This is a genomic window from Nocardia sp. MDA0666 (genome assembly GCF_003023875.1).
Classification (GTDB): domain Bacteria; phylum Actinomycetota; class Actinomycetes; order Mycobacteriales; family Mycobacteriaceae; genus Nocardia; species Nocardia aobensis.
Genome location: NZ_PYHT01000028.1, coordinates 35,405 through 60,340 on the forward strand (window position 1 = coordinate 35,405; position 24,936 = coordinate 60,340).

At 68.1% G+C, this 24,936-nt stretch carries 24 protein-coding genes; 13 read left to right on the plus strand and 11 right to left on the minus strand.

The genetic code is table 11. The features are described 5' to 3' along the window. Positions 1 to 123: 123 nt before the first annotated feature. Both C8258_RS27985 and greA read left to right on the plus strand, forming a co-directional pair. On the plus strand, positions 124 to 621 hold the full coding sequence (locus C8258_RS27985) for a DUF4307 domain-containing protein (RefSeq protein WP_106957711.1): 498 nt from the start codon (positions 124 to 126) through the stop codon (positions 619 to 621). Positions 622 to 897: 276 nt separating this feature from the next. Then, positions 898 to 1,392: a transcription elongation factor GreA gene (gene greA / locus C8258_RS27990; protein ID WP_030518168.1), complete on the plus strand. Its 495-nt coding sequence runs from the start codon at positions 898 to 900 to the stop codon at positions 1,390 to 1,392. 197 nt (positions 1,393 to 1,589) lie between these two features. Here the strand turns inward: greA and C8258_RS27995 are convergent, their stop codons facing one another. From C8258_RS27995 to C8258_RS28005, 3 genes are all read right to left on the minus strand, one after another. Further along, on the minus strand, positions 1,590 to 2,738 hold the full coding sequence (locus C8258_RS27995) for a cystathionine gamma-synthase (RefSeq protein ID WP_106957712.1): 1,149 nt from the start codon (positions 2,736 to 2,738) through the stop codon (positions 1,590 to 1,592). A 103-nt stretch (positions 2,739 to 2,841) separates the two neighbouring features. Then, positions 2,842 to 3,477, minus strand: a complete 636-nt coding sequence (locus C8258_RS28000) for a transglycosylase SLT domain-containing protein (protein ID WP_106957713.1) — start codon at positions 3,475 to 3,477, stop codon at positions 2,842 to 2,844. Between the two features lie 581 nt (positions 3,478 to 4,058). Further along, positions 4,059 to 5,453: a cystathionine beta-synthase gene (locus C8258_RS28005; RefSeq protein WP_036505091.1), complete on the minus strand. Its 1,395-nt coding sequence runs from the start codon at positions 5,451 to 5,453 to the stop codon at positions 4,059 to 4,061. 106 nt (positions 5,454 to 5,559) lie between these two features. Here C8258_RS28005 and C8258_RS28010 point away from each other — a divergent pair, with 106 nt between their 5' ends. The 4 genes from C8258_RS28010 (at position 5,560) to C8258_RS28025 (ending at position 8,854) form a co-directional block, all read left to right on the plus strand. Beyond that, positions 5,560 to 6,012: a hypothetical protein gene (locus C8258_RS28010; RefSeq protein ID WP_233225397.1), complete on the plus strand. Its 453-nt coding sequence runs from the start codon at positions 5,560 to 5,562 to the stop codon at positions 6,010 to 6,012. A gap of 169 nt (positions 6,013 to 6,181) precedes the next feature. Next, positions 6,182 to 7,054, plus strand: a complete 873-nt coding sequence (locus tag C8258_RS28015) for an SGNH/GDSL hydrolase family protein (RefSeq protein ID WP_106957714.1) — start codon at positions 6,182 to 6,184, stop codon at positions 7,052 to 7,054. Between the two features lie 78 nt (positions 7,055 to 7,132). Further along, positions 7,133 to 8,353: an acetyl-CoA C-acetyltransferase gene (locus C8258_RS28020; protein ID WP_036505095.1), complete on the plus strand. Its 1,221-nt coding sequence runs from the start codon at positions 7,133 to 7,135 to the stop codon at positions 8,351 to 8,353. 165 nt (positions 8,354 to 8,518) lie between these two features. Continuing rightward, positions 8,519 to 8,854 (plus strand): DUF1330 domain-containing protein, encoded by a 336-nt coding sequence (locus tag C8258_RS28025; RefSeq protein ID WP_106957715.1) that lies wholly within the window; start codon positions 8,519 to 8,521, stop codon positions 8,852 to 8,854. An 81-nt stretch (positions 8,855 to 8,935) separates the two neighbouring features. Here C8258_RS28025 and C8258_RS28030 read toward each other — a convergent pair whose 3' ends face one another. Together C8258_RS28030 and C8258_RS28035 are read right to left on the minus strand one after the other, a co-directional pair. Next, positions 8,936 to 9,787 carry a Bax inhibitor-1/YccA family protein gene (locus C8258_RS28030; protein WP_106957716.1) on the minus strand — a complete coding sequence of 284 codons (852 nt, stop codon included), beginning with the start codon at positions 9,785 to 9,787 and terminating at the stop codon, positions 8,936 to 8,938. Between the two features lie 129 nt (positions 9,788 to 9,916). Further along, positions 9,917 to 11,068 carry a class I SAM-dependent methyltransferase gene (locus C8258_RS28035; RefSeq protein ID WP_106957717.1) on the minus strand — a complete coding sequence of 384 codons (1,152 nt, stop codon included), beginning with the start codon at positions 11,066 to 11,068 and terminating at the stop codon, positions 9,917 to 9,919. 71 nt (positions 11,069 to 11,139) lie between these two features. Here C8258_RS28035 and C8258_RS28040 point away from each other — a divergent pair, with 71 nt between their 5' ends. From C8258_RS28040 to C8258_RS28050, 3 genes are all read left to right on the plus strand, one after another. Next, positions 11,140 to 11,730, plus strand: a complete 591-nt coding sequence (locus tag C8258_RS28040) for a hypothetical protein (protein WP_106957718.1) — start codon at positions 11,140 to 11,142, stop codon at positions 11,728 to 11,730. A gap of 53 nt (positions 11,731 to 11,783) precedes the next feature. Beyond that, positions 11,784 to 12,317, plus strand: coding sequence for a DUF6153 family protein (locus C8258_RS28045; RefSeq protein ID WP_146161354.1), 534 nt, complete (start codon positions 11,784 to 11,786; stop codon positions 12,315 to 12,317). Between the two features lie 84 nt (positions 12,318 to 12,401). Continuing rightward, positions 12,402 to 13,043: a DUF305 domain-containing protein gene (locus C8258_RS28050; RefSeq protein ID WP_106957720.1), complete on the plus strand. Its 642-nt coding sequence runs from the start codon at positions 12,402 to 12,404 to the stop codon at positions 13,041 to 13,043. A gap of 121 nt (positions 13,044 to 13,164) precedes the next feature. Here the strand turns inward: C8258_RS28050 and C8258_RS28055 are convergent, their stop codons facing one another. The 3 genes from C8258_RS28055 to C8258_RS28065 form a co-directional block, all read right to left on the minus strand. After that, the gene (locus C8258_RS28055) at positions 13,165 to 13,452 is read right to left on the minus strand and encodes a hypothetical protein (RefSeq protein WP_036505109.1); all 288 of its coding nucleotides are present in this window, start codon (positions 13,450 to 13,452) and stop codon (positions 13,165 to 13,167) included. A gap of 200 nt (positions 13,453 to 13,652) precedes the next feature. Further along, positions 13,653 to 14,999, minus strand: coding sequence for a lipase family protein (locus tag C8258_RS28060; protein ID WP_233225392.1), 1,347 nt, complete (start codon positions 14,997 to 14,999; stop codon positions 13,653 to 13,655). Beyond that, positions 14,996 to 16,123 (minus strand): triacylglycerol lipase, encoded by a 1,128-nt coding sequence (locus C8258_RS28065; protein ID WP_106957721.1) that lies wholly within the window; start codon positions 16,121 to 16,123, stop codon positions 14,996 to 14,998. The genes C8258_RS28060 and C8258_RS28065 overlap by 4 nt, the downstream gene beginning before the upstream one ends. A 187-nt stretch (positions 16,124 to 16,310) precedes the next feature. Between C8258_RS28065 and C8258_RS28070 the strand changes: the two genes are divergently transcribed. Genes C8258_RS28070 through C8258_RS28080 form a run of 3 tightly spaced genes read left to right on the plus strand, consistent with a single transcriptional unit; the run spans position 16,311 to position 19,434 of the window. Continuing rightward, positions 16,311 to 17,540, plus strand: coding sequence for a CdaR family transcriptional regulator (locus C8258_RS28070; RefSeq protein ID WP_106957722.1), 1,230 nt, complete (start codon positions 16,311 to 16,313; stop codon positions 17,538 to 17,540). 22 nt (positions 17,541 to 17,562) lie between these two features. Further along, the gene (locus C8258_RS28075) at positions 17,563 to 18,792 is read left to right on the plus strand and encodes a CdaR family transcriptional regulator (RefSeq protein WP_106957723.1); all 1,230 of its coding nucleotides are present in this window, start codon (positions 17,563 to 17,565) and stop codon (positions 18,790 to 18,792) included. Between the two features lie 18 nt (positions 18,793 to 18,810). Then, entirely contained in the window at positions 18,811 to 19,434 is a 624-nt protein-coding gene (locus C8258_RS28080; protein WP_106957724.1) for a hypothetical protein, read from the plus strand. Here the strand turns inward: C8258_RS28080 and C8258_RS28085 are convergent. The 3 genes from C8258_RS28085 to C8258_RS28095 all read right to left on the minus strand — a co-directional run bounded on the left by C8258_RS28085 (position 19,347) and on the right by C8258_RS28095 (position 23,508). Further along, positions 19,347 to 20,858 carry an amino acid permease gene (locus tag C8258_RS28085; RefSeq protein ID WP_051024986.1) on the minus strand — a complete coding sequence of 504 codons (1,512 nt, stop codon included), beginning with the start codon at positions 20,856 to 20,858 and terminating at the stop codon, positions 19,347 to 19,349. The genes C8258_RS28080 and C8258_RS28085 overlap by 88 nt on opposite strands. A gap of 88 nt (positions 20,859 to 20,946) precedes the next feature. Then, on the minus strand, positions 20,947 to 22,083 hold the full coding sequence (locus tag C8258_RS28090) for a phosphotransferase enzyme family protein (protein ID WP_158271323.1): 1,137 nt from the start codon (positions 22,081 to 22,083) through the stop codon (positions 20,947 to 20,949). 60 nt (positions 22,084 to 22,143) lie between these two features. Next, on the minus strand, positions 22,144 to 23,508 hold the full coding sequence (locus tag C8258_RS28095; protein WP_199195877.1) for a cytosine permease: 1,365 nt from the start codon (positions 23,506 to 23,508) through the stop codon (positions 22,144 to 22,146). An 84-nt stretch (positions 23,509 to 23,592) separates the two neighbouring features. Between C8258_RS28095 and C8258_RS28100 the strand changes: the two genes are divergently transcribed. Beyond that, positions 23,593 to 24,897, plus strand: a complete 1,305-nt coding sequence (locus C8258_RS28100) for a glycosyltransferase 87 family protein (RefSeq protein ID WP_084506652.1) — start codon at positions 23,593 to 23,595, stop codon at positions 24,895 to 24,897. The last annotated feature ends 39 nt before the right edge of the window (positions 24,898 to 24,936 follow it).

Sequence of the window (24,936 nt, forward strand, 5' to 3'; positions counted from 1 at the left end):
CACCTCATAGCCGTCCGCCGTGCCCGAGCGGCACGCGGGTGTCCGAACTGCATTCCCTATAGTTCCATCCGACGGTCTTTTGTTCCGACCTACCCCCTGATCGACCACGGGAGCAACCACATCATGAGCGAGGCGGCACCGCAGTCCGACCGGACCGATCCGGACGGGCGCACCGCCGACGCCGCCACCGGGGCGACGGGAGCGGGCAGCGATCGGGTGTCGAATCGTTACGGAACCGGTCCCGCGCGCAACCGCCGCTGGGTTCCGATCGCACTCGGCATCGTGGTGGTGATACTCGGGCTGATCGTCGCCTATGTGGGTTATCGGCAGTACGGTCCCAAGGATATCGAGCCCGACCAACTCGGCTACGACGTCGTCGACGATTCCACGCTCACCGTGCACTTCAAGCTGACCCGCAAGAACCCGGAGCAGCCGGTGGTGTGCCTGGTACGGGGCATGGACACCGGGGGCAGTGAGATCGGCCGCCGCGAGGTGCTGATCCCGGGCTCGGACAGCGGAACCGTCGAACTCACCACCACGGTGCGGACCACCGCCCGGCCCGCCAACGGCAATATCTACGGGTGCAGCGATCAGGTACCGGCCTATCTGAAGGCCGGCTGACACCCCCACATTCAAGCCTTCTACCTGCACATATCCAATTCGTGCTAGAATGGCGCGAACACGGTTCCGAACGCTCGGAGCCGTGTTTGCTGCATTGACGGCCAGCGCTGCCGGGTCCCGGGCACACAATGCCCGCGACACCGTCGGGGTTCGAGGAACATCCCCCCGGATCGCTCTAGCCGTCGACTGTTGCTGTGCGCGGACACCTGCCCGCGCACGTGCGACGGGTATCACGGACCCCGGCACGCCGGGAACAACTACTAGGGAGTGATCGAGATGACTGAGACGCAAGTGACCTGGCTCACACCGGAGTCGCATGAGAGGCTCAAGAGCGAACTCGACGCGCTCATTGCCAACCGTCCGGTCATCGCGGCCGAGATCAACGAACGCCGCGAAGAAGGCGACCTCAAGGAGAACGGCGGCTACCACGCCGCGCGCGAGGAGCAGGGTCAGCAGGAGGCCCGCATCCGTCAGCTGCAGGAGCTGCTGAACAACGCCAAGGTCGGCGTCGCGCCGACCAAATCCGGTGTGGCGCTGCCCGGCTCGGTGGTCAAGGTCTACTACGACGGCGACGAGACCGATACCGAAACCTTCCTGATCGCGACCCGCGAAGAGGGCCTGGGCCGGTCGGACCTGGAGACCTACTCGCCGAGTTCCCCGCTCGGCGGCGCCCTGATCGACGCGAAGGTCGGCGAGACGCGCGAATACCGCCTGCCCAACGGCAACATGATGAAGGTGACCCTGGTCAGCGCGGAGCCGTACCACAGCTGACGCGGGAAGGTGTCGTCCATGGACGCGAGCAGCAGCGGTGAGACCGCCGCGGTTGCGCTGCGCGCGCTCCACGGCAGATCCGGCCGGGTGGGCAGCAGCCCGGCCGAACACCTGACATAGCTCCACCGACACGAACGGCCGCACCGAATTCGGTGCGGCCGTTCGTGTTTCAGTTTGCTCGAGCCGGTTGCGCCGGGTCAGCCCAGCGCCCGCTCCACGTCGGCGAGCAGATCGCCGATGTCCTCGATACCGACCGACAGCCGCACGAGATCGGCGGGCACCTCCAGTTCCGAGCCCTCGGTCGAGGCATGGGTCATCGCACCGGGATGTTCGATCAGCGATTCCACGCCACCGAGCGATTCGGCGAGCGTGAAGATCTTCGTCCGCGCGCAGAAGTCGAGCGCGGCCTGCTTACCGCCGCTCAGCCGGACCGAGATCATGCCGCCGAAGCGGCGCATCTGCTTCTGCGCCACCGGATTTCCGGGGTGTTCCGGCAGACCGGGATAGATCACCTGGGAAATGGCCGAGTGGTCGGCGAGGAATGCGGCGAGGGTCTCGGCGTTGTCGCAATGCCGATCCATCCGCAGCGCAAGGGTTTTGATGCCGCGCATGGTGAGGAAGGCGTCGGTGGGTCCGGGGACCGCGCCGGCGCCGTTCTGCAGGAAGGCGAAGGCCGCGTCGAGTTCGGCGTCGTCGGTGATCAGCGCGCCGCCGACCACATCCGAGTGACCGCCCAGATATTTGGTGGTCGAATGCAGCACGATATCGGCGCCGAGCAGCAGCGGCTGCTGCAGGTACGGGGAGGCGAAGGTGTTGTCCACCACCAGTTTCGCGCCGCCGCCGTGCGCGACGTCCGCCAGCGCCGCGATATCGCCGACGTTCAGCAGCGGATTGGTCGGCGTCTCCAGCCACACCAGTTTGGTATTGGGACGCAAGACGTTTGCGACCGCGTCCGGGTCCGACACCGGAGCCACCGAGTATTCGATACCCCACTGCGTGAACACCTTGTCGATGAGCCGGAACGTCCCGCCGTAGGCGTCGTTCGGAATCACCAGGTGATCACCCGGGCGCAGCGTCGCCCGCAGCACACAGTCGGTGGCCGCCATCCCCGAGGAGAATGCCCGCCCGTAACTCCCGGATTCCAGCGCGGCCAGATTCGCTTCCAGCGCGGCGCGGGTCGGGTTACCGGTGCGGGCGTACTCGTAGCCGCCACGCATCCCGCCGACGCCGTCCTGGGCGAAGGTCGAACTCGCGTAGATCGGCACATTCACCGCACCGGTCTGCGGGTCGGGATCGAACCCGGCGTGCACGGCTCGTGTGGAGAACCCCAGCTGATCGTCGGTCATGCGGACCAGCCTAGATCCGTGCCGTCACGGCGCTCGAGCCGGGAACCCCCGGCCGTGGACCGATGTGAGCGGGATCATGCCCGCGCGGAACGATCATCCCGGTTCAGTACGCGGAGTTGACGTTGTCCATCGAGCCGTAGCGGTGCGCTGCGTAGTTGCAGGCAGCCACGATGTTGGCAACCGGATCCCAGATGTCCCAGGAGGTGCCGTCGACGTGGTAGGCCGCGAAGGTCGGGTCGATGACCTGCAGCAGTCCCTTGGACGGGATGCCCATGGCGGCATTCGAGTCGTACAGGTTGATGGCCTGGGTGTTACCCGAGGACTCCCGCATGACGTTGCGGTAGATGCCGTCGTAGCTGCCCGGGATGCCGTGCGCGGCCATGATGTCGAGAGCGTTGTGGATCCACCCGTCCAGGTTGTCCGGGTAGACCGGCGCCGGCGGAGGCGGCGGGGGCAGCACCGGCGCGGGCGCCGGAGCGGGAGCCGGCATCGGCGCCGGGATGGCGGCGGCGGGTGCGGCCGGCGCCGGGGCGGCCGCGGCGATGGGCTCGGCGGCAGCGGTGGGCTGGGTCTTCTCGGCGGCGGCGAGCAACGTGGACGCCAGCGCGACCGGCTTCACATCGTCGCTCTTGTGGCCACCGGCGGAGGTGATGGCGGCGAAGGCGGCAAGGGCCAGGGTGGCTGATCCGGCGGTACGCGCGACCGCCTTGGCTCTACTGCTTGTCGTGGTCTTCGACATTCGATGTTCTTCCCTACTGTGCGTCGGCCTCGGTGGCCTGCGGCAGGCAGCACTGAACCAGGGCGGGCCCTGTGGACTCACCTCGCGTACTGCATGCTTTTTTCGGATGGCGATCCGGCTACTGACTCAGACTCGACGTCTGACAACCAACGAGGTCACAGGATGGTTGCGGTAGGTGAACGTAAACTTAACTCAAAATGAACAAGCGGTGCCGCTACCCGTATTTCGCATCGGTTGCCACTCGCTATATAGCGCTGACCTGGGGATCTCCCGGTTCCGAGGCAGTGCTGCGCATCACAGAAAAATAACGCGTGTCGTTGCAGATCAGGGCGTTTTGTCCGTTTTTTCGCCCGTTCGGCAACTGTTCGGTAACGATCGATAACGCTCGGTAACCCCCGCCGAGACGCGCTCGATAGACAAGGTTTGCGGACCGATCGGATTCGCCTGCGAACGCATGCGCGCTCGGCGACACGGTGAACGGCCGCAGATCGGCCACGGGAACGCCCGGAACGCGATCACCCGGCCGCGTGTACGCGGCCGGGTGATCGAGGGCGAGATGTGCTGTTGTGCGCCGAACGGGCTCAGTGCGTGGGCAAACCCGATCCGCTGAGGAATCCGAGCAGATCGTGGCGGGTGATGACGCCGATCGGCTTACCGTCCTCGACGACCATCAGCGCGTCCGTGGATTCCAGTTCCTTCGTCGCCGCCGACACCGGCTCGCCGGATCCGATCAGCGGGAACGACGGGCTCATATGCTTCGACACCGGATCGGTCAGATGCGCCCGGCCCTCGAACACCGCCGACAGCAGATCGCGCTCGGTGACGCTGCCGGCCACCTCGCCGGCCATCACCGGCGGTTCGGCGCCGACCACCGGCATCTGGGACACGCCGTACTCGCGCAGGATCTCGATGGCGTCGCGCAGCGTCTCCTGCGGGTGGGTGTGCACCAGATCCGGCAGCGCGCCGGACTTACCCCGCAGGACGTCACCGACCGTCGGCTCGGCGGTGCTGCCGTCGAGGCGGCTCTGCAGGAAGCCGTAGGAACTCATCCAGTTGTCGTTGAAGATCTTCGACAGATAACCGCGGCCGCCGTCGGGCAGCAGCACCACCACGACCGCCTCCGGATCGCGCTCGGCCACGCGCAGCGCGGCGACCACCGCCATACCGCAGGAGCCACCCACCAGCAGCCCCTCCTCGCGGGCGAGGCGGCGGGTCATCTCGAAGCTGTCGGCGTCGGAGACGGCGATGATCTCGTCCGGGACCGCGGGGTCGTAGGCCGAGGGCCAGAAGTCCTCGCCGACCCCCTCGACCAGATACGGCCGGCCGGTGCCACCGGAATAGACCGACCCCTCCGGATCGGCGCCGACGACCTTGACCTTGCCGCCGGACACCTCCTTCAGATACCGGCCCGCACCCGTGATGGTGCCGCCGGTGCCCACACCGGCCACGAAATGGGTGACCTTGCCCTCGGTGTCGCGCCAGATCTCGGGACCGGTGGTCTCGTAGTGGCTGGCCGGACCGCCCGGGTTGGAGTACTGGTCGGGCTTCCACGCGCCCGGGATCTCACGGGTGAGCCGGTCCGAGACGCTGTAGTAGCTGTCCGGATGCTCCGGCGGCACCGCGGTCGGGCAGACGACCACCTCGGCACCGTAGGCGCGCAACACGTTGCGCTTGTCCTCGCTGACCTTGTCCGGGCAGACGAAGACGCATTTGTAACCGCGCTGCTGGGCGACCAGGGCCAGACCCACTCCGGTGTTTCCGGAGGTCGGTTCCACGATGGTCCCGCCCGGCTTCAGCAATCCCTGTTCCTCGGCGGCGTCGATCATCCTGACCGCGATGCGGTCCTTCGAGCTGCCACCGGGGTTGAGATATTCGATCTTCGCGGCCACCACCCCGGAGTTCGGGCCCACCACAGAGTTCAACCGGACGAGCGGGGTATTTCCGATCAGGTCGACGACGTGGTTCGCGATACGCATAGCTACATCGTCGCAGAGCCGCGCGGGCGGCTTGCGTTTGGTACGGCGAGCGCTGCGTTCGATCCGGCGAGGACATGGTCGTGCGGTTACTATGCGGAACGTGAGGATGCCGAAGACCGCTCGCGCCGCCGCAGTAGTGGGCGCGACCGTCGGGGCCGTGACCGCCATCGCGTCCGCCTCGGCCAGCGCACAGACCGTCGAGTTCCCGCAAACGCCGAGTGTGTTCTACGGCGGACTGTGCGGGGGGAATATCCGGACCTGGGTGGATACCAGTCCCGACTGGCCGGGCCGGGCGGTGTTCAACGTCCAGGCCCTGGCGATCCAGGGGGTGGGCCCGGGACAGTATCCGCTGGCCCCGCTGTGCAACGTCGACACCACCGTCGCGTGGCGCAACACCAACACCGGTGCCGCCGGCGAGTACCGCCTGAACGTCGTCTCCGGGATCTACGGCAGCATCCTGTACGCGGAGTTCCAGAACACCGGGCCGGGTCATATCGAGGTCACGGTCACCACGAACAACCTCAACATTCCCGCGCACGGCGCATTCGACGTTTCCTGACGCGCGCCGCCTCGTCCCTGGTCGGCGCGTCGCACGCACCGCATAATCGGTAGGACCGGACCGGGCGCGCCCCCTCGTGGCCGCACCGGATTCGCACCGCCGCGGGCAACGGGCCCGCCGCGGAAGGTCCGGTCGGTGGCAGCGTCGGAGTGAGACGGGAGGTTAGCGGGTGGCTTCCAGGACGTGGCGGACGGTCGCGGCGAGCGCGGCCGCCGCGGTGGCGGTCGGCTCCGGGGCGGGCACCGCGGGCTGGGCGACCTATCGCCTGCTGATGTCGCAGGCGCGCGCGGCGCGCACCGTGATCGGCCGCGACACCTCCAAGCCGCCGGAGGCCGACGGCGTGTACACCCGTGACTGCGTGGCTCCGGAACCGTGGCGCGCGGGCGTGCCGTTCGACCTGCATCTGATGGTCTTCGGCGATTCGACGGCCGCCGGGGTGGGCTGCGCCGATGCCGAGCAGGTGCCCGGCGTCCTGGTGGCCCGCGGACTGGCCGATGCCACCGGATGGCGAATTCGCCTGAGTACCAAGGCGATTTCGGGCGCCACCTCGAAGGGCCTGGCCGGTCAGGTCGACGCCATGTTCATCGCCGGCCCGCCGCCGGACGCCGCGGTGATCCTGGTCGGCGCCAACGATGTCACCAAGAAACATTCGATCTGGCGTTCGGCGCAGCGGCTGCGGCACGCGGTCGGACGCCTGCGCGAGGCGGGCGCCGTCGTGGTGGTCGGCACCTGCCCGGATCTCGGCACCGTGGCCGCGATCCCGCAACCGTTGAGCACGGTCGTGCACCGCTGGAGCGCGCGGCTGGCCCGGGCCCAGGTCGGCGCGGTCCGTTCGGCCGGCGGCACGCCCGTGGCGATGGGCGATCTGCTCGGCCACGACTTCCGCAGCACCCCGGAGGTGCTCTTCTCCGCCGACGGGTTCCATCCCTCGCCCGCCGGATACGCGTTGGCGGCCCGGCACCTGCTCCCGGCACTGCTGCGTGAGCTCGATGAACGGGATCCATCCCGACCGGGTGTTCCGAGCCACACCGCGGCGACGTAGATTCGGGGTTGAATTGTCGTACCCCTGTACCGAAACGGTCGGCTGACCGATTCGGCGACCTCGATATAAGGAGTCCTCATGCCAGAGGCCGTCATCGTTTCGTTCGCCCGCTCCCCCATCGGCCGCGCAGGCAAGGGTTCGCTGGTGACCATGCGTCCCGACGACCTCGCCACCCAGATGGTCCGCGCCGCCCTGGACAAGGTTCCGGCGCTGAACCCCGCCGACATCGACGATCTGATGCTCGGCTGCGGACAGCCCGGCGGCGAGGCCGGATTCAATATGGCCAAGGTGGTCGCCACCCAGCTCGGCTACGACTTCCTGCCCGGCGTGACCCTGAACCGGTACTGCTCGTCGTCGCTGCAGACCACCCGGATGGCGCTGCACGCCATCAAGGCCGGTGAGGGCGACGTGTTCATCTCCGCCGGTGTCGAGACCGTGTCGCGGTTCCCGAAGGGCACCTCCGACGGCTGGCCGGACACCCACAACGAGAAGTTCGGCGAGGCCGAGGCCCGCACCGCCAAGCGCGCCGAGGGCGGCTCCGACGGCTGGGCCGACCCGCGTGAGGGCGGCGACCTGCCCGACATCTACATCGCGATGGGCCAGACCGCCGAGAACGTGGCGCAGTTCACCGGCATTTCGCGCGAGGACCAGGACCACTGGGGCGTGCGGTCGCAGAACCGCGCCGAGGAGGCCATCAAGGCCGGCTTCTTCGAGCGTGAGATCACCCCGGTGACGCTGCCCGACGGCACCGTCGTCTCCACCGACGACGGCCCGCGCCCCGGCACCACCTACGAGAAGATCTCGCAGCTCAAGCCGGTCTTCCGCCCGGACGGCACCATCACCGCCGGTAACGCGTGCCCGCTCAACGACGGCGCCGCCGCGCTGGTCATCATGAGCGACACCAAGGCCAAGGAGCTGGGCCTGACCCCGCTGGCGCGCATCGTGTCCACCGGCGTGTCCGGTCTGTCGCCGGAGATCATGGGCCTGGGCCCGATCGAGGCCGTGCGCAAGGCGCTGAAGATCGCCGGCAAGACCATCGACGACATCGACCTCTACGAGATCAACGAGGCCTTCGCCGTGCAGGTACTGGGCTCGGCTCGTGAGCTGAAGATGGATCTGGACAAGCTGAACGTCTCCGGCGGCGCCATCGCCCTCGGCCACCCGTTCGGCATGACCGGCGCCCGCATCACCGCCACCCTGATCAACAACCTGCAGACCCACGACAAGCAGTTCGGTCTGGAGACCATGTGTGTCGGCGGTGGCCAGGGCATGGCCATGGTCATCGAGCGCCTGAGTTAGTAGTACCGCAGTCGGCCGGTCCGCATCGAAAGGTGAGGACCGGCCGATTCGCGTTGCGGCCCGGCGGTCCGGGTTCGGCGCGCATTACCTGGCGGGTAATCGTTCTCCGGCCTCCGGCGCGGAAGTATCGAAGGCGTCAACACCACTCGGTTCGAGGAGTTCGAGATGCCTGCCTACGCTGTGGCCCATCTGCACGATGTGGATGTCAATGCCGAGATCGTGGAGTATCTGCGCCGGATCGACGGCACGCTGGCGCCGTTCGGCGGGAAGTTCATCGTCCACGGCGGGCGGCAACTGGTGGCCGAGGGGCCCGCGAGCGCCGTCGCGATCGTCATCGAATTCCCCGATTACGAAGCGGCACAGGCCTGGTACGCCTCGCCGGAGTATCTGGAGATCCTGCCGCTGCGCCTGAACAATGCGGCCGGAGTCGCGATTCTGGCCGATCACTGCGGCGACGACCATGTCGCCACCGATGTGCTCCCGGCCGAACTGCTCGCATGAGCCCCTCCCGATATGCGAACGGGTGGCTGCCGTTCGGCAGCCACCCGTTCATCGTCCGGTCGGGAGCATATCCCGCCAGGATCAGTCGTTCTGCAGATAACTCAGCAGGCGCAGGATCTCCAGGTACAGCCAGACCAGGGTGACGGTCAGGCCCAGGGCGACGCCCCATGCGGCCTTCTCCGGCGCGCCGGCGCGGATCAGCTGGTCGGCGGCATCGAAGTCGAGCAGGAAGCTGAAGGCCGCGATCGCGATGCAGACCAGGCTGAAGATGATCGCCACGGTGCCGCCGTCGCGCAGGCCGAAGCCGCCGGGGGTGAAGAAGGCGGCGATCAGGTTGCCCAGCATCAGCACGATCACGCCGATCATGGCGCCGACGAGCATGCGGGTGAAGCGCGGGGTGACCCGGATGGCACCGGTCTTGTAGACCACGAGCATGCCGAAGAACACACCGAAGGTGCCCAGGACGGCCTGGGCGATCAGACCGCCACCGCCGACGCCACCGAATTCCACATTGGTGAACATGAACGACAGCGCGCCGAGGAAGAAGCCTTCGGCGGCCGCGTAACTCAGCACGATGGCCTTGTTGTCCTGCTTGCGGCCGAAGGTGGCGACCATGACCAGCGCGAAGCCGACCAGACCACCGACGATCACGAACAGCGGGGCCAGCGCGTGGTTGGCCGCGGTGGCACCGTAGGCGATGATCGCGGCGAGGGTGACCACGCCGAGGGTGATGCCGGTCTTGGTGACGACATCGTCGATCGTCATCGGCCGGGTGGCCGGCGCCTGCTGATACGGCTGCTGGACACCGTACGGGCTCTGCTGTCCGTACTGCGCGAACTGCCCGGCGCCCGCTGCCGCCGAACCGAATCCCGCGTATCCACCGCCCTGTTGTTGCGGCAAATTTTTGAAGATCGGGTTACTTGTGGTGCGCAAGGTCCCGTGCCTTTCCGAAGTAGCGGTCCACGTCCGTCGTGTCCGTTCTGAGTATCCAACGATCCGCTCCGGGAGCAAGTTCCCGAACCGGACATCAAATCGGACATATCAGACTGTACTGCCCGTAATCTACTCCCGCCGGGCGGTGTGCAGGCCACACACGGACCGAGTCACGGTGAATTTGCGATTACGGCCCACCACGTCGGTCGTGCCGACCAAGCGGTCCATGACGCCGCGATAGTTGAGATGGCTGTTGTATACGGTCCACAGCTCCCCGCCCGGGCGCAGAACCCGCCCGGTTTCGGCGAACATCTTGATCGCCGAGCCGGTGTGCACGGCGGCGCCGACGTGGAAAGGGGGGTTGCACAGCACCAGATCGGTGCTGTGGTCGCCCACCGCCGCCATCGCGTCGTCGCGGACCACGGTGACCCGGTCGCCGACCCCGTTCGCGGCAGCGGTGGCGCGGGCCGAGGCGACCGCGGCCGCGGACTGGTCGGTCCCGACCACGGTGATGTGCGGGCGCGCCTTGGCCAGGGCGGTGGCGAGTATGCCGGTGCCGCAACCGAGATCGATCGCCTCGCGCGCGTCGGGCTTCATCCGATCCAGGTGTTCGAGCAGGAAGCGGGTGCCGATGTCGAGCCGCGCCCCGGAGAAGGCCGCTCCGTGCGCGACCACCTGCACAGCGATGTCGTCCAGTTGCTCCCGCAGCGGAAACTGCGCTGGCCCCGGCATTTTCGGCCCGGTCGCCGTGATCGTCCGCGACTTCTGCCGGCCCCGGCTGGCCTGGACACCGGAAAAGTATTCCGCCAACACGTCGTTCATCGCCGGTGTCAGATACTTGTCGCGGCCGCCGGCGATCACGGTGACCTGTGGATCGGCGTAACGGGCGACGGTCTCGGCGATTTCGGCGAGACCGGACAGCATGCGGGGTAATCGCAACAGGACCACGGTGACCCCGGCGAGCAGGTCCGGACCCAGATCGTGCGCGGTGTAGCGATCGGCCAGATCGATGGCGCGGGCATTGTTGGCCAGCGCCTGCTCACCGGTCAGCAGATCCTGGTGGACCCGGATATCGCGCAGGTCGTGGGCGGCGGCCGCGCCGAGAGTCAGTGCGCCGTAACAGTCGTCGATCACCGCCACCCGGCCCGGGCCGGCCGCCGCGAGCAGTTCCGCGGCGGTATCGAGGATCAGGCGATCGGCGGCATCGACGGCGTAGAGGTTCACTGCTTCCACATCCGGATAGCGCCGCAATCGGCTCAGTATGTCGTCGACCTCCAGCATTCCTACAGTGTGCTAGACCGTTGCCGTGTCGTCACCACGACCCCTGGCGCCCGACGGCATACCATCGGCCCATGGGTAACAGGCTGGCATTGACGGTGGTTGCCGGACTCCTACTGCTGGCGGGTTGCTCGGACGGTGGCTCGAATCAGACCGGCCGAACGCCGATGCCGCCCGCGACCGGCGCCGTCACGGCGACGCCCGAGCCGAGCCAGGCGCCGCCCTCGGGAACCTCACCGCAGCAGGCCACCCCGGCCACCGACACCCGGCTCACCGTGACCGATGTGCGCATCGGCCACCACGACGGTTTCGACCGGGTGGTGTACGAATTCGGCGGCACCGGCGGGGCGCCCGGTTGGACTGTGCGCTACACCGACCGCGCGGTGCAGAACGGCAGCGGCCGGGAACTGCAGATCGCCGGCGCCTCCATTCTCGAGGTCCAGATCCTGGGTACCGCCTACCCGTGGGACAGCGGGGTGACGCCCTACAGCGGCCCGGACCCGGTCACCGATCCGAGCGCGCCGAATATCGCCGGGGTCTACGGCGCCCAGGATTACGAGGGCACGACGCAATCGTTCATCGGCGTGAACGCGGACCGGCCGCCGTTCTCGGTGACCGCGCTGGACCGGCCCGTACGGCTGGTGATCGACATCGCCACCGGGTGATCGTCGCCACCCATACCGCCCGGGGGTAGGTGAACGGTGCGTAGACTGGGGCCGTGCTCGCAGTGGGTCGCCTCCGTCGCGCGCCCGGATTCGTCCGGGTGCTCGGTGTGCTGACCCTGCTGATCGGCGTCGCCGTCATGCACGCGGTGGTCTTCTCCACCGGGCACGCGATGGCCGCCGAACCGGCCGTATCGCCTGCCGCCATCGCACCGGCGATGACGAGCCCAGCACCGATTGTGCTTGCCACACAGAGCATTTCGCACAACCGTCACGGCGACCATTCCGTACCGGCCACCGCGCCCGCCGGAGCGACCACGGACCGATCGATGGCCGCGGCCGTGCGGACCACCCCCGCGGTAGCCGACGGCTCCGACTGCGACGGCTGCACCACCCACGCCGGTATGCACGCCTGTGTCTTCGTGCTGGTGACCCTGGCACTGGCGCTCGGTCTGGCGGTGATCGCCTGGCTCGGCGCCGATCGGATTCTCGACGCCGGGCACCTCGCGCGCGCCGGGCTGCGCCGGCGCACCCGGCCGCCTCCGTGGACCGTGCTCTCCCTGGCCGACTTGGCGATTCTGCGGATCTGACCGGCCCGCCGGATCGGCGTGCGAACGCGCGCGGATACCGGCCCGACAGGTCATCGCCCATCGCAATTCCCCAGGAGCACATTCATGTTCACTTCTCGTATTCGCATGCTGTCTACCGCCGCCCTCGCCGCTGCCGCCCTGATCGTCGCCGGTTGCGGCAGCGACGACTCCGGCAGTTCGAACACCTCCGCACCGGCCTCGGCGTCGCATTCGCCGATGGCCGATATGCCCGGGATGAATCACACCGGCGCACCGTCCACCGCGACCCGCACCGATTACAACGACGCCGACGTCAGCTTCCTGACCATGATGTACCCGCATCACGCGCAGGCGGTGGAGATGGCGAAGCTCGTACCCGGCCGGTCGCAGAATCAGGAATTGATCACCCTCGCCGCGAACGTGGAGAAGGCACAGGCCCCGGAGATGGAGCAGTTCGCCGCGCTGCTGCACAGTTTCGGCAAGCCCGCGCCGCAGGCGACCATGAACCATCCGATGAACGGCGTGATGACGCCGGAGCAGATGACACAGCTGCGCGACGCGTCCGGCGCCGACTTCGACCGGATGTGGCTGCAGATGATGATCGCGCACCATCAGGGCGCGGTCGATATGGCGAATACCGAGATCGCCGACGGCACGAACGCCGACGCGAAGGCGCTGGCGCACAACATTCTCACCGCGCAGCAGGCCGAGATTCAGCAGATGCGCGGAATGCTCGGGCAGAACTGATCGCCCGCGGTCGCACCGTTGCGTTCGCGCTCGCACGGTGTCGACCGCGGCTCGCGGACGAGCCCGGACACCACCCGCGCGGGGGTGCCGGATATCCGGCACCCCCGCGCGGGTGGGTCGGTCAGCTCCCGAGGACGGCGTTCATGATGGTGCCCGCACTGGTCGCGACACCACCGCCTATCATCGCGCCGGCCACCATCTTCGGCGACTCCAGCGCGCCGCCGCTCCACTTCTCCCAGGCGAAGCGGCCGCCGCCGTAGGTGATGGCGGTGACGCCGGACAGCAGGACGAACCAGGTGAAGTAGCGGACCAGCTTCAGCAGTTTGTCCGCGGCCGGCGGAGTTTCCGGCGTGGGGTTGCCGACCTGAGCCAGCACGGTGGTGTACATATCGTGTACGGCGAGAACCATGCTCACGTTCGTTGTCCTCTCGGATGCTGAGGTGATGCCGGTACTGGGGTGATGCCGGTTGGAGCGCAGAGCATGCAGTGACAACTCGTCAAACAGAACCAATTGAACCGCACCGGCGCCTCGCCCGCAGCCGGACACACCGCATTCGCGAAAGCGGCCACTACCTGCGGTTCCAGGTCAACTGACCGGTCCACCGACGATCATGCGCGCGAGCGGCCGCTCTCGGCGATCGAAGCGCGGCGGGAGCGCACCACACCGGCATCGGCACTTTCGCCGATGTCTCTCGGCGGCGCACCCCGGATTCGGCGTCCGGTCAGCAACCGAACGCTCAGCGCGGCCAGCCGGCGGTGCCCCGCGAGCGCGCGCCGGGTCACCGCCACCGACCACACCGTGCGTGTCCCGGGAGTCGTCGGCCGTCCGGCGAATCGGTCGGCGAGCCAGTCGACCATCACCGGGATGGCCAGGAATTCCAGCGGCAGATGTGCGCTGAGCCGATCGCGCAGATAGCCGATATCCGCTCCGGCCGCTTCGTAGCGCCGTACGAGAGCATCGACGTCGTCGACGGCGATCACCTCGTCGTGGACGCCCTGCACGATCAGCATCGGCATGCGCGGTGCCCGGCGACCGGGCAGGATGTCGGCGAGTACCGCACGTAATTCGGCGGTGTTCAGCAGGCCGGGCAGTCCGCCCGCGGCGTAGCGCCCGACATCGCGGCGGGCGAGCCGGGCCAGCAGCGGAAAGGTCGCCGACACTTCGGCTTCGGCGAGCATCGCCAGATAGCGGGGCTGCAGGGCCGCCCGCAGTGCGGTATCCAGATCCGGATAGCCGCGACGCAGCCCCGCAGTGAAGACCATGGCGAATCCGGCGAACACCGTGCCGTTCAGGCGCTCGAACGCCGCACCGGGGTCACCCACCGGCGAGCCGGCCACGGCGCCGACGATATTCAGCTCGGGCGCATGGGTTTCGGCGAGTTCGGCAGCCCAGGCGGTGGCCAGGCCACCGCCGGAGTACCCCCACAGCGCGATCGAGGTTCGCGAATTCAAGCCCAGCGGAACGAAATTCAGCGCCGCGCGGATGCCGTCCAGCGCGCGGTGGCCCGGCTCCCGTGCCACCCCGAATCTGCCCTCGCTGCCCCCGTGGTCGGGCACCGATACCACCCAGCCCCGAGCCAGCGCCGCCGCGATCAACGGCAGTTCGAGTTGCGGAATCGCACCGATCGCCCGGGCGCCGCGCTGTAGCGCGTAGGACGGAAAGCACTGCGGTGCAACGGCATCGATCGCGCAGTGAAAGGAGACCAGCGGCCGCCCGGGCGCGCAGTCCCGGGGCAGCAGCACCGTGGTGACCGCCGCCTCGGCCGTACCGTTCAGATCGCTGGTGCGATAGAGCAGCTGCCAGGCCGAAACCCGCAGCGGGACAACACCGAAGGCCGCCATCTCCACGACCCGGCTGCGCAGGATGGCGCCCGCCGGCTTCGCTTCGAAGCCTTCCGGCGCTCGATGGAAGGGATCGGCATCCGGCCGCGGTGGCAGGGGACGCCGGCCGCTCACAGCCCGCCCCCGCCGCCGACGAGCCACGGGTTGAAGCCGCAGCTCAGCGTCGGATTCCGCTGCGGATCGAGCGCGTGCAGCGCGATCGAGAGCGCCCGCGGGGAGTACATCATCGTCAGGTGATCGGACAGGTCCTGCTCGCAGCCGTCCTGCAGGGTGATGTCGTTCACCGTGGCATCCGGCCCGGCCCGCAGATACGCCAGCTCCACCGGATTCATCACCTCGTCGTAGCGGGAGGCCACCACGGTGTACGCCACGCCGGGCACCGTGTCGCCGGCGACGTTGAGCTGGTTCAGAAACGGGGAGCCGACGGCCTGCTGAATATTCGCCGGGCCGATCAGCGGACGGTAGAAACCGAGGATATCGATACCCAGATTCGTGATGATCCGGCCCAGCGTGGCCATGCCCAGCAATGTCGTTCCGTGGTGGGTGCCGCCGAAACTGACCAGTTGTCCGACCTTTTCGGCGCCGCCGCCGAATTTCAGATATTGATCGGCTACCGGCGCCCCCTGGGAATGCGCGACGATGTCGACGCGATCGGAATGTGTGGTAGCGCGCACCCGGTCGACGAAGGCCGCCAGTTGCCGCGCCGAATCCTCGATCGGCCCGACCGCATAACGTCCGGGAAGTACCGCGCCGAGACCACCGCCGTCGAGCAGACCGGACCGTCCGTAATTGAAAGCGAAAACACAAAAGCCCGCACGAACGAGTTTCGGGGCCATATAGGCGAAACTGTCGTAGGCGTTGAGCCAGGTGCCGTGCACCAGCACGATCGGCTTCGGATGGTCGGCGCTCGGCACACAATCCCAGCGGTTCGCGCCCGGCGGGGCAGCATCCGGACGGGTGAGTCCGTAACCGAATGCGGCCAGGTAGGAGGTCAGTTCGGGTCCTTCGCCCACCGCGTCGCTGGCGTGGCTGGCGGCCCGGCCGCCGGAAACGGAACTGCTGCCGGTGTCCAGAACCGGCTGCGGCACAGCGCCGTCCGCGGAATGCAGTCCCGCGGCGATCAGTTCGGCCAGCTGTGTTTCCGGGGTGTCGGGCGGCGATGCGGTCGCTGTTCCGGAGCCGATGACGGCCGCGCAGATCAGGGCGGCGAGCGCCGGGATTCGATGACGAAGCTTCATTGCAACCTTCCCTACCGGCACGCCGACAAACGTTTTCGGCGGCCGCATTCAGCGTCATCGGCAGGGGCGGGAAAGTCACTGCACTCGGATACATAGATCCGGTGGCGGGATTTGTCGCCGGAAACGAATTCTTGTCGCGGCGCCGCGACCTCTTGCCGCCGCCCATGTGGCCCGCGACAATCGGCGCATGCCGGTTGCCGTCAATTCCGCACCCCCGAGTCTCGCCGCGCGCATGCTCGACCGACTGCCGCAGTTCGCCGAACGCGTCCTGGCCTCCGGCCTGGGTCTGTCCGCGTCGGCCGCCGATCTGCCCGCGGACCATTTCGCCGAGGTGCTTCCGGCCATCTACGGATGTGCGCACGCCTTCCTGCACTCCCTCGCGCAGCAGCGGCAATTCACCCGCGCGGAGGTCGCCACCTTCGTTCAACCGGTGGTCGAGCGGCATGCGGAGGACCGGTTGCCGCTGCCGCTGCTGATGGAGGCGGTGCACCGTTCCGGCCAGCAGGTTCTGCAGGAGGCGGTGGCGGTGAGTGGGCCCGCGGATCGGGACCAGTTGATCGAGTTCGGTTCGCGCGCACTCGAATTGCTCATGCACATCAATCTGATCACGGTCGAGGGGTACGCGGCGGTCGAGCACTCGATCTACCATCCGGAACGTGAGGCCAGGCGCGCCCTGTGCGCGGCGCTGGTGGGCGGGCAGGCCGCCGAGGAGCAGGCCGCCCGCGCCGATACCGCTCTGGCCGAACGGTATTCGGTTCTCGCCGTTCAGGTACGCACCGATCCGCAGCCGGCCGCGGCCGCGAATCTGGTGGTCCGTCGCCGCATTCGCATCCTGCAGCGCGTTCTGGACCGGGTAGCGGGGCCGACCGCGCTGCACACCTTCGACGGCGAGACCGCGGTCGTGCTGCTTCCGGGCGTCCTGGGATGGCCGGAGAGCGCCGGCGCGGAGTTGGCCACCGAACTCGCCGAACAGTTCGGCGCCGATGTGGTTGTCGCCGAAACCCCTGGCACCAGGCGCGAATCCGTGCCGGAGGCAGCGCACCAGGCCGCGGAGGTGGCGCAGCTGGCACATATGTCCGGGCGGCCGACCGGGGTGTACCGGCTCGACGACCTGCTACTGGAGTATCAGCTCACGCGGCCCGGCGTGGCCCGTGACCGGCTGGCCGAGCGGATCGAACCGCTGCGCCAGGCACCGCATCTCATGGAGACGCTCGACGCCCATCTGCGCCACGGCTCCGATCGTAAGGCGGCCGCCACCGAAATTCACGTCCACCCCAACACGTTCAGTTATCGGCTGCGCCGCATCGGCGAACTGACCGGCGCCGACCCGAGCGATCCGAACGGATCACGATTGCTGTCCGCGGCGCTGGTCGCCCATCGATTGCGTCCGGCGCCCGGCCGGCCGATCACATCCTGAGCAGTGAGAAGGTAGTACGACGATGAACGCCCGCCCCCGCCACGACGTCCGGGTGCTCTCCCGCCAACTGGTCGGGCATTTCGCCGAACACGTGGCACCGTGCTCCACATTGCCCGGTGACGCCCTGCACGGCGACATCACCGCGGTGACCAGGGTCTGCCTGGAACTGACCGTGGACATCCTCGAGGGCCGCGAACCGGACGAGAAGGTCGGGCGCCTGCAGCGCGCGGCCGCGAACTGGGCACGCGAGGGCATCCCGATCGACACCGTGCACCACGCGGTGCACGAGGGATTCCGGCTGGCCTTCGACCTGCTGCTCACCCAGACCGATCCGGAGCAGCGGCCCGAGAACCCGGCGCAGCTGCTGTTGCGCATTCTCGACACCATCACTCCCGCGGTAGCGCTCGCCTATGTGCGCGAACATCAGGCCGCGGTCACCGAACACCACACCGCGGTGCACACGCTGGTCTCGGCACTGCTGGCCGGGCATCCCACCTCGACCATGGCCCGCGCGAGCGGGATCGAGATCGAACCGGCGTATGTCGTGGTGGCGATGAGCATTCCGCCGCATCCCGACGAATCCCATCCGAACGTGGACGGGAAAGTGGTGGCGCGCCGCAAACTGCGCCGGTTGCAGACCGCCCTGGCCAATCGCAGTGGTGGACGGGTGCTGTCGTTGCTGAGCGTGGACGGCGGCACGATCCTCGTCCCGGAGGCGATGTTCGGCGAGCACGAACTCGACGAGCTGATCGCCGAACTGTCCGAGGCGGCCCAGGTCGGGCTCACCGCCACCGCGCTCGCGACGCCCACCGAGCAGATCTCCGCGGCCGCCGACCGCGTGCACGAACTGCTCGACACGGTGCTGCGGCTGGCCAGCCCGCCCGGGTTGTACCGGTTCGCCGATCTGGCGATGGAATACCAATTGACCCGTCCCGGACCGGGTTTGGAGCGCCTGGGCACACTGCTGGATCCGCTCGACGACCATCCGGATCTGCTCGAGACGCTGCGGCGGCATATGGCCACCGGACTCTCCCGCCGCCGTACCGCCCGGCAGTTGCAGGTGCACACCAATACCGTCGACTATCGGCTCAAACGGATTGGACAGCTCACCGGGCTGGACCCTTCACAACCGAGCGGCCTCTGGTATCTGCGGGCCGCGCTGGTGGCGCGCACCTATCGGGACGCCGAGGGACCGCCGGTGACCGAGGTCGCGGATCATTCGCCGCGACGGTATGGGCAAAACGTTTGCTAGGAGGTAGCCTCTGTCGCGATGGCTACCACTGCGCAACTGCGGGCCGCGCTGGCGGTACTGCACGCCGATACCGACGAAGCCGCCGAGCAGGCCCGCATTTCGGAAATGTCCGGAACCGATTCCGCCGGGGTCGAACATGCCCTGCTCGCCGGTTTGCTGTACCGCATGATGGGCGATGATCTGCGGCACTCCCTGACCGGCGCCCCCGATCTCACCGCACTCGAAGAACGGGCCCGCGCCGCCGGGCCGGGTACCGTCACCGACGCCACCGACGATCCCGAACACCGCGAAGAGCACTGTGCGCAAGCGCATTTCGAGGCGTACTGGCTCGCCCATCGGATCGCCGGCCTGCATTTCACCACCGTGCCCTCCGCCCCGGCGCTGCAGGCGGCCGCACACACCGCGGAGGCCACCCGCACGCTGCTGCGCATCCATCGCGATCTGCTGCGCGCGCCGGACGCGGGTCACCCGGCCTGGGAGGTGGTGATCGATCAGCTCGATCGAGCCCGCGAGCTGGCCCTGGCGGCGTTCACCGGTGGCCGGCCCTCGGATCCTCAGCCTTCCGACGCGTGGCCCCCGGACGCCGGCGCGGGAGTATCGGAGACCGGTCGCGACCGCAGCACCGAATGCCGCACACCGTAGGTGAAGTAGACGACCAACCCGATCGCCATCCAGATCACGAATCGCAACCAGGTCTCCACCGACAGATTCAGCATCAGCCACAGGCACGCCAGCACGGCGAGGATCGGAATCAGCGGCACCAGCGGCACCCGGAATCCGCGCGGCAGTTCGGGACGGGTGCGGCGCAGGATGATCACACCGACCGACACCAGCACGAAGGCGAACAGCGTGCCGATGTTCACCATCTCCTCGAGCGTGCCGAACTGCACGAATCCGGCCAGTACGGCACAGACCGTGCCGACGCCGATGGTGAGCGTAGCCGGAGTGCCGAAGCGACCGGTCCGGGCCAGGCGGCGCGGGAGCAGGCCATCGCGCGACATCGCGAACAACACGCGGGTCTGGCCCAGATACAGCACCATCACCACGGTGGTCAGACCGGCCAGCGCGCCGACGGAGATGACGTTCTTGGCCCAGGTGACCCCGTGCAGTTTGAACGCGGTGGCGAGGGTGGCGTCGTTGCCGGCGAGCTCGGTGTAGGGCACCATGCCGGTCAGCACCAGCGTCACGGCCACATACAGGATGGTGCAGATCAACAGCGAGCCCAGGATTCCGCGCGGCACATTGCGCTGTGGATTCTTCGTCTCCTCCGCGGTGGTGGCCACGACATCGAATCCGATGAACGCGAAGAACACCAGGCTGGCCGCGGCCAGTAGTCCGTACCAGCCGAAGTTGCTGTCACCGGCGCCGGTCAGCCATTGGAACAACGTCTGGTGCAGGCCCTCCCCGGTACTGCTGGGCTGCGACGGCGGAATGTAGGGCTTCAGATTGGACGGCTTGAAATAGGTCAGCCCCACCACGATCACCACGGCGATCACCGACAGTTTGATCGCGACCGCGATCGCCGACACCCGCGAGGACACCTTGGTGCCGATCACGAGCAGCACCATCAGGATGACGATCAACAGGGCCGCGCCCCAATCGAATGCGACCGACCCGAAATGCACGATCGGCGAACGCGATCCCATCACCTCGCCCAGGTACTGCGACCAGCCCTTGGCGACAACCGATGCGGCGAGGGCGAATTCGAGGATCAGGTCCCAGCCGATGATCCACGCCACCAACTCACCGAAGGTGGCGTAGGAGAAGGTATAGGCGCTGCCGGCGACCGGAACGGTGGAGGCGAATTCGGCGTAGCACAGCGCGGTGAGACCGCAGGCGATGGCGGCGAAGACGAAGGCCAGCGAGACCGACGGCCCCGCCACATTGCCGGCCGTGCGGGCGGTCAGCGTGAAGATGCCCGCACCGACCACGACGGCGACGCCGAAGACGGTGAGATCCCAGGCCGTCAGATCCTTGCGGAGTTTGGAATCGGGTTCATCGGTATCCCGGATCGATTGTTCGACCGATTTGGTTCGTAGCAGTCCACCCCACCGGGGGTTCGGCACCGATCCGGCCGTATCCTGCGTTGGCGTCGGCTCAGCCACACCCGTCTCCTCCGTTGTCACCGTTCCCCCGTGACCCGCAGACAGCAACCTAACAGCACTCGGCGGTCAGTCGTCGCAACATGGTCGTGAAGGCCTTGCCCTCGGCCGATGCGGCCCAAACCGAGCGACCGAGAAAGTAGTTACGGTAAGCGATCCGGGCATTGCGCACCTGCCGACGAGGCGGAATCGTAAGAAAGTAATCGATTTCGGACAATTCGTAGCCGATGTGCACGAGTGGGAAGAGGTCCGGCAAAACGTCGCGCTCGACCCGATGCAGCGGCCGGATCCCGCCGTAACCCCGCAGGAACGCGGCGAGCTGCGCGGCCTGCACGCGGGCCGGGCCGCCCGCCGCGACCGAGAGCCAGTCGATCGCGAAGCGTTCGATCGCGGTGGCGATATCGAAGACGGCCACGGTCCGGTTCGCGAGACCGAAATCCAGGACGGTGGCGATCCCGCCGTCCGACCAGAGCAGGTTCGTGCCGTGCCAATCGTTGTGGGTCCACAGCGCGGGCAGGGTCGCGACCGCGGCGGACAGGTCGTCGACTGCCGGGCCGTCCGGGGCCGCATCCGCCGACGCATGGCCATCGGCGTACTGCGCGCCGATCGGTTCCCAGTCCGCTCGCCAGTGTCGCGCTGCCAGGAATCGGGCGACGGGCGGGCGGTGCGCGGCGTATCGCTCGATGCCGGCGATGGGATCGGTGCACAGCGCGGCCGACAGCGGATGCGGCGGGCGCTCCGGTGCCTCGAATCCGGTGGCGGCGAGATGCAGGCGGGCCAGCATCGCGCCGGCCGCGGTCGCATCGGCGAGCGAGTGATACGGACTCCACGAGAAGTCGTCGCGATAGCGGTCCACACCGATCCCGAGTTGCTGGATCTCGTAGGTGAACTTGCCGTGCTGCTGTACGGTTCGCACCTGCGGAATCGGGATGCCTTGTCCGCGAAGGTGATTCATGAACGCATGCTCGGGAGCGAGGGTGCCGGGATCGCGCAGGGCCGAGGGCATCCGCTTCACCACCACGCGCGTTCCGTCGCCGAGGCGCACCCGCGCCGTGGCGGACAGCGGACGGCGGCTGCGCCATTCGATCACGAGGGCGCCGCCGGACTCGGCCGTTTCCGCCAGCAGCGTTGTCAGCTCGCCGGTCGTCAGCGGCGGGAAATCGGGTGCGGCCGAACCGCTTTCCCCCATTGCGAAGACCGAATCAGCGGCGTTCGCGGACTCACCGGATGGGGAGTTCATACCCTGCGCTCACGACGTGCGCGCACGCTCGCGGACGCCCCGCACGCGCTCCAGACGGGCCAGCACACCGGTACACGCGGCCGCGGCCAGGAACGAATACAGCGACGCGGAGGACCACCAGCCCGGGTGCACACCGGCGATGTCCTGTACCCGCAGCCAGATCCGCGCCCACCAATTCACCGAGCCCGGATTGAGCAGCTGGTACACCACGAAGCCCAGCAACCACGGCAGCAGCAGCAGCGGTCGGGCCGGAGCGGTTTCGGACAGATCCCACCCGCGCCGGCCGCGACCGAAGAAGTAGTCGACCACCAGCACCGCGCACAGCGGAACGAACACCGAGCCGATCAGCAGCAGGAAATTCGAGAATCCGGTGAAGTCGTGCACGCCCATCGCCAGCACGGTCGCGAGCGCACCCACCGCCGCGGCCAGGACGCGCCGATCCACGCGCGGCAACAGATTCTGCAGCGACATCGCGGTGGAGTACACATTGGCGAACGACTGATCCGATTCCCGCAGCACGAGCACCGCGAAGAACAGCCATCCGGCCGCGACGCCGAGGAAGGTGTCGAAGATCCGGTCCGGATCGCCGCCGGCCTGCAGCAGCGCGACGATGCCGAGCAGATAACACCAGGTCTGCGCGATCGAATAGCCGACCATCGTGGCCCCGGTGGCGGCGCGGGCGCCGCGGGCGTGCCGGGTGTAGTCGGCGGCCAGCGGCACGAACGACACCGCCACCGCCAGGGCGGTGTCCACGCCGGGGAAGAATCCGCTCCACGACGTGCCCGTCACCGGCGGCAGCGGTTGGCGCAGGAACTGAATCGTGAACCAGCCCATGGCCACGGCCACCGCGACCGTCACGTACTTGCGCAGAATGTGCAGCACATTCAACGGCCAGATCGCCATCGCGGTACACAGCACGCCGGCGCCGATGATCACCGCGCCGTGCGGCAGCTTCCCGTGCGTGAGAGCCGCGACCCCGCCCGCGATCACGGTCAGCTCGAACACCCCCCATCCGATGCACTGCACGATGTTGGCGACGGTCGGCACATACGAGAGCCGGGTGCCGAACAGTCCGCGGAAGTTCGCCATCGCGGGCGCGCCGGTGCGCGCGCCGACCGCGCCGGCGGCCGCCACCATCGCGGTGCCCAGCACGGTGCCCACCGCGGTGGCGAGTACCGCCGCCGCCACCGGCAACTGCGGATGGCCGGCCGGCTGCAGCACGTAGAAGGCCCCGGTGAAGCCGATCAGGCTCACCCCGAGATTGGCCCAGAACGCGGCCTGATCCCCGAAGGACAGGGTGCGTGGCGGCGCGGTGGTCAGCAGCAGCGGGGCCTCGGCCGAGCGGTCTCCCGGCTGCTCGGGCAGAGTCGTCATAGCGGCATTCATGCTATCGGGATGTCCGGTGGAAATTCGCCCCCAGCTTCGCTCCGGCGCCCGGAGTCGGTAACCTCGTCCCGGATGGTTAGCGTCTCCACATCCGCCCGGCCGCTGCCGGAGCCTCGCGTGCCGGGAGCCCACCGCATCGGTCGGCTCGTCTGGCTGGTTCCGGTACTGCTGGTCGCCCTGAGCGTTTTCTGGCTGTTGCGGCCCAGCTGGCCGCTGCTGCCGATCAAGCGCGAATTCATCGACCTCCAGGTGTATCGCCTGGGCGTACAGGCGATGTGGGACGGCGCCGATATGTACGGCAGCCTGCCGAAGACCACGCTCGGGATCAGCCTGCCGTTCATCTATCCGCCCTTCGCCGCGGTGGCGCTGGGACCGTTCGCGCTGCTGCCGTGGAATGCCGCGGCGATCAGTTTCTTCGTGGTTTCCACACTGGCGCTGGCGATCACTCTCTATCTGGTGGCACGCCGGGTCTGGGGCAGCGGCGGCACCGAGGTGGTGCTGTGGGCGAGCGCCTGCGCGATTCCGCTGGGCATGCTGCTGGAACCGGTGCATTCGACGCTGGATTTCGGACAGGTCAATCTGCTGCTGATGGTGCTGGTCGCGGCGGACTGCCTGCCCAAACGCACTCGCTGGCCGCGCGGCATGCTGGTCGGCATCGCCGCGGCGATCAAACTGACACCGGCCGCGTTCGTCCTCTATTTCCTGGTGCGGCGTGACTATCGCTCGGCGATCACCGCGGCGATCACCGGTGCCGTCGCGAGTGGTATCGCCTTCGCCGTGATGCCGCACGAATCGGTGAAGTACTGGTTCGGCGGGATGGGCAATGTCTCCGGGCTCAGCGGTTCGGCCTTCCGGACCAATCAATCGATCCAGGGCGTGCTCTCGCGCTTCCAGGTCCCCGAACCGGCCTTCACCGCCCTGTGGGCGCTGCTGAGTCTGGCGCTGCTGGTCCTGGTGGTGGCGGCGATGCGGCGCGCGGTCGCCGATCCGGCGCTCGCCCTGGCCTTCAATGCCGTCTTCACCCTGCTGGTTTCGCCGATTTCGTGGTCGCATCACTGGGTCTGGATCGCGCCGGGCCTGCTGGCCGCCGTCGGTGTGGCGACTCGGCTGCCGCGCCGGCCGGCGATGATCTGGTACGCGATCATCATCGCGACCGCGGTCGTGTTCACCATCGGCCCGCAGAACTGGGAACCCGGCGACAACAACCGCGAACTGGCGTGGACGCCGTGGCAGCATCTGGTCGGCGACACCTATGTGTGGCTGAGTGTGCTGCTGGTCGCCCTGTACGTCGTGACCGGACCGCGGCCCACGACGCAGGAACCGCTGCTACCCGCGTCGCTGCGTTCGCTCCGGACCAAGGTGCCCACCGAATCCTGAGCCCGACACGCCAGGCGCAATCGATCGGTAAATCTCCCG